Origin of the sequence: Nostoc cf. edaphicum LEGE 07299, assembly GCF_015207245.1 — a bacterium.
Lineage (GTDB): Bacteria > Cyanobacteriota > Cyanobacteriia > Cyanobacteriales > Nostocaceae > Nostoc > Nostoc edaphicum_B.
Genome location: NZ_JADEXF010000733.1, coordinates 1 through 3,303, shown reverse-complemented (window position 1 = coordinate 3,303; position 3,303 = coordinate 1). Strand labels below are relative to the sequence as shown.

General features: G+C 40.0%; 5 protein-coding genes and 2 pseudogenes. 6 read left to right on the top strand and 1 reads right to left on the bottom strand.

The window, feature by feature from the left end:
* The first annotated feature begins 380 nt into the window (after positions 1-380).
* The 4 genes and pseudogenes from IQ229_RS19770 to IQ229_RS24945 form a co-directional block, all read left to right on the top strand.
* On the top strand, positions 381-599 hold the full coding sequence (locus IQ229_RS19770) for a hypothetical protein (RefSeq protein ID WP_228013586.1): 219 nt from the start codon (positions 381-383) through the stop codon (positions 597-599).
* Complete coding sequence (locus IQ229_RS19765) at positions 583-915, top strand: type II toxin-antitoxin system PemK/MazF family toxin (protein ID WP_194046650.1); 333 nt, start codon at positions 583-585, stop codon at positions 913-915. The genes IQ229_RS19770 and IQ229_RS19765 overlap by 17 nt, the downstream gene beginning before the upstream one ends.
* A gap of 282 nt (positions 916-1,197) precedes the next feature.
* On the top strand, positions 1,198-1,311 hold the full coding sequence (locus IQ229_RS24950) for an addiction module protein (RefSeq protein ID WP_409339951.1): 114 nt from the start codon (positions 1,198-1,200) through the stop codon (positions 1,309-1,311).
* 32 nt (positions 1,312-1,343) lie between these two features.
* A pseudogene (locus tag IQ229_RS24945) lies at positions 1,344-1,421 on the top strand (addiction module protein); the annotation flags it as partial.
* 535 nt (positions 1,422-1,956) lie between these two features.
* Here the strand turns inward: IQ229_RS24945 and IQ229_RS19755 are convergent.
* Positions 1,957-2,518, bottom strand: a pseudogene (locus IQ229_RS19755) (IS701 family transposase); the annotation flags it as partial.
* A 214-nt stretch (positions 2,519-2,732) separates the two neighbouring features.
* On the opposite strand from IQ229_RS19755, the gene IQ229_RS19750 reads away from it, so the two are divergent.
* Complete coding sequence (locus IQ229_RS19750) at positions 2,733-3,011, top strand: type II toxin-antitoxin system HicA family toxin (RefSeq protein ID WP_194046652.1); 279 nt, start codon at positions 2,733-2,735, stop codon at positions 3,009-3,011.
* Positions 3,011-3,303 (top strand): type II toxin-antitoxin system HicB family antitoxin (locus IQ229_RS19745; protein WP_228013585.1); only part of this gene is annotated, 293 nt, incomplete at its 3' end. The genes IQ229_RS19750 and IQ229_RS19745, both read left to right, overlap by 1 nt.

The following is a 3,303-nucleotide window of genomic DNA, read 5'->3' as shown; positions in this document are numbered from 1 at the left end:
TGTATGTGTCAGAAAATCAGTTATGTTCATTGGTTTGAGGAGATGATGTCATGTTGACTATTTTGGACTTTTTAGAGTTAGTGTAATTAAATATGTAAAGTTTTGTATCAAGATTCAACATTTCTGACATAACTATAAATAAAATTCGATCGCATACTCAAATAAACGCAAGTATAAAAAAAAATAATGCTTTGCTATGCAATAATTTTCCACTGGAGCAAAGAAGAAAAATTTATAATTAAATGCCTAAATAAAGCAATTGCTCACTCTTTCAAAACAGGCGATGTCTAACGGCAAGCCGCTACGCGCCTACGCTTTATTTTTGAGATTTTCTGAAAGGCGATCGCACCTCATCAACTATCGAAGCATAAAATTAAAGCATGACTATTCATAAAACAGATATGCTAAAAACGCTTTGGGCTACTGTTCGGGAAGGAAAAATCGAATTGCTGGAGTCAGAGGAATTACCGGAAGGAACAAAAGTGCTAGTGACGCTGCTTCCTGATGATGAAACTGAATTTTGGCTTCAAACCAGTCAAACATCACTCTCATCAGTTTGGGATAACGCAGAGGATGATGTTTATGCCGAACTACTCTAAAAATGACATCATTTTGGTTCAGTATCCCTTTTCAGATTTGTCCAGTTCAAAAGTTAGACCTGCTGTTGTTGTAAGTGCGCCACACGTTTCTCAAGACATTTTAATCACGCCTTTGACGAGCAAAACTGGAGCATTGCTAGAAGGTGAGTTTGTCTTGTCTGAATGGGCAGCAGCAGGGCTAAACGTGGCTACAGCAGTCAAGAGAGGTTTATACACAGTGCATAAAAGCTTAGTTGTCAAAGTGATTGGCAAGTTAGCTGATGCTGATGCTGAACTTTTAGAGCAATCTTTGCGGTGTTGGTTGGGGTTGTCTTAGTATTCGCAACTTTGCAAAATTGAGAATTGAATGTTTAAACAAAGCTTAGGCGTAGCCCGTCGTAGACATTGCACTCACTCTTCCACAACAGGCGATGTTTAACGACAAGCCGCTAGGCGTCTACGCTTTATTTTTGAGGTTTTCTGCAAAGCGTAGGCGTAGCCCGTCGTAGACATCGCTCTATTGGGCATCAAAGCAATGCAGCCTTTGATTGGATGGAGAAAATCTTGTCCGCTATATTTAAGATGTTACCAGTTGCTTCCTCACTCCAAGTTAATCAGTATGGATATCACAGCTACTTTGAACGAAATCGCAACTCTCAGTGTTGAAGATAGAATCCGTATTGTGCAGGCAATTTGGGATAGCATCGCAGCAGAGCAAGTTTACCCTATTTAACCGATGCACAAAAGCAAGAACTCGATCGTCGAACTGCTGACTATGATTCAAATCCAGATAATGTGCTGACTTGGGAGGAAATTAAAGCATCAATTAAGGGGCAGCAATGAATTATGTCCTGGTGTTTCGCCCGGAGGTTCGAGAAGAGCGCACAGTTGGTACGAGAGCCAGAAACCCGGTCTGGGTGAAGAGTTTTTAGACTGTGTAGACGAAACGGTGAATCGAATTTTTCAGATGCCAGAATCCTATGTAATTGTCTATGGTGATATTCGACGAGCAGTAGTGCGGTGATTTCCCTATGCTGTGTACTATCGAATTGTGTCGAGTCGAGTAATAGTGACGGCAATTTTTCATGGTCGCAGAGATCCAAAATCGTGGGAGACGCGAACCTAACACTATAATTACGGGCGATGTCTAGCGACAAGCCGCTACGCATCTACGCTTTATTTTTGAGGTTTTCTGTAAGGCGATCGCCTTAAATGGCATCATACAATCAGCGATCGCAACATACAAAAAAGAATCAGAATAACTATTGTAATCGCGCTCACTCTTTCACAACAGGCGATGTCTGACGACTAGCCCGGAGCTTTCGGAGTCTCCGGCTTTGCGCTACGCGTCTACGCTTTGTTTTTGAGAATTTCTGCGTTGATATCTTCTTTCGAGGGTTCTGTCTATTAACTTGAGTGCTAGTTTAGGTTTTTTCTCAAATTCTGGATCTTGTTTGCCTTCTGTTAAAGAATTAGCGTGCTGATATAACTCTATATCTAATGGCAAGCTTTTTCTTCCATCATATAAATGAGTTGTTACTACTACTATTCCATTATCTGTTTTACCTATTTCTCCAATGTACAGAATCCTACTCCATCCGTAAAATTACCACTTTTTCGATGACCAGAATCATCAATTATTAAGCTAAATCCTCTACTAATCCTCGTTTGACTACACTTGTTCATGATCTCTAAACGACACTCGTTGACCCTATAACTAGACCAAGGTGCCTCAGTTAAGAAGTGGTGTAATCGGTGATAAGTCACTCCTACGGCGTTCTCTGCCATTTGAAATAGATTTTTTCTCTCACTTTACCCAATAATCCCCCTAAATAGTGTCTAAACTCTCTTTTTTGAGCCTTATGAGTAAACACATTGTCAAATCGTTGACACCATCTTTCAAAGCACGGAGGCATGGCTGCGGGGGTAGTTTCTTTCATCAGCTTTTTTCAACGTGAAAGCTATGCTGAGATAGCATTATACTCTTTTTTACTCTCCTATTTTGTCTAAGTCCCGTTAGTGTACTTTTGTCCGTCTGTTCATATAGAAGGGTTGCTAGTTCTTTTAAGCAGGCTTCTAGACGTGCTTGTTTTTCAGGTGTCATGTTTTAGATGGGCGGTTTAGGTATTTCCCTACATTCTCCCAACAACTGGTATATCTGCCAAAGAGGGATGCTCCCTCAATAACAAACAACGTCAGATTTTAGAGTTAATTTTTACAAATCCTGTACCATCTAATATTCTTTGGAAAGATATTGAAAGTTTATTTATAGCTCTCGGTGCTGATATTACTCAAGGTAGAGGTTCGCGGGTTCGTGTGAAATTAAATGATGTGAAAGCTGTTTTTCACGAACCGCATCCTCAAAATGAGACAGATAAAGGAGCAGTCAAATCTGTTAGAGACTTTTTAATTAAGGCAGGATTTGAAATATGATGACTTATAAAGGATACACAGCTAGTATAGAAGTAGATGTAGAAGCGGGAATACTTTTTGGTCAAGTCCTAGATATTAATGACGTAATTACCTTTAAGGCAAAAACTGTAGACGAAGCGCGTCAAGAATTTCAAATTTCTGTTGATGATTATCTTGCTTTCTGCGAAGAACTAGGAGAGGAGCCTGATAAACCATTCTCTGGTAAACTTCCATTCCGCACAACTCCAGAACACCACCGCAAAATATTTATTGCTGCTAAAAAGGCTGGCAAAAGCATAAATGCTGTCCCTGA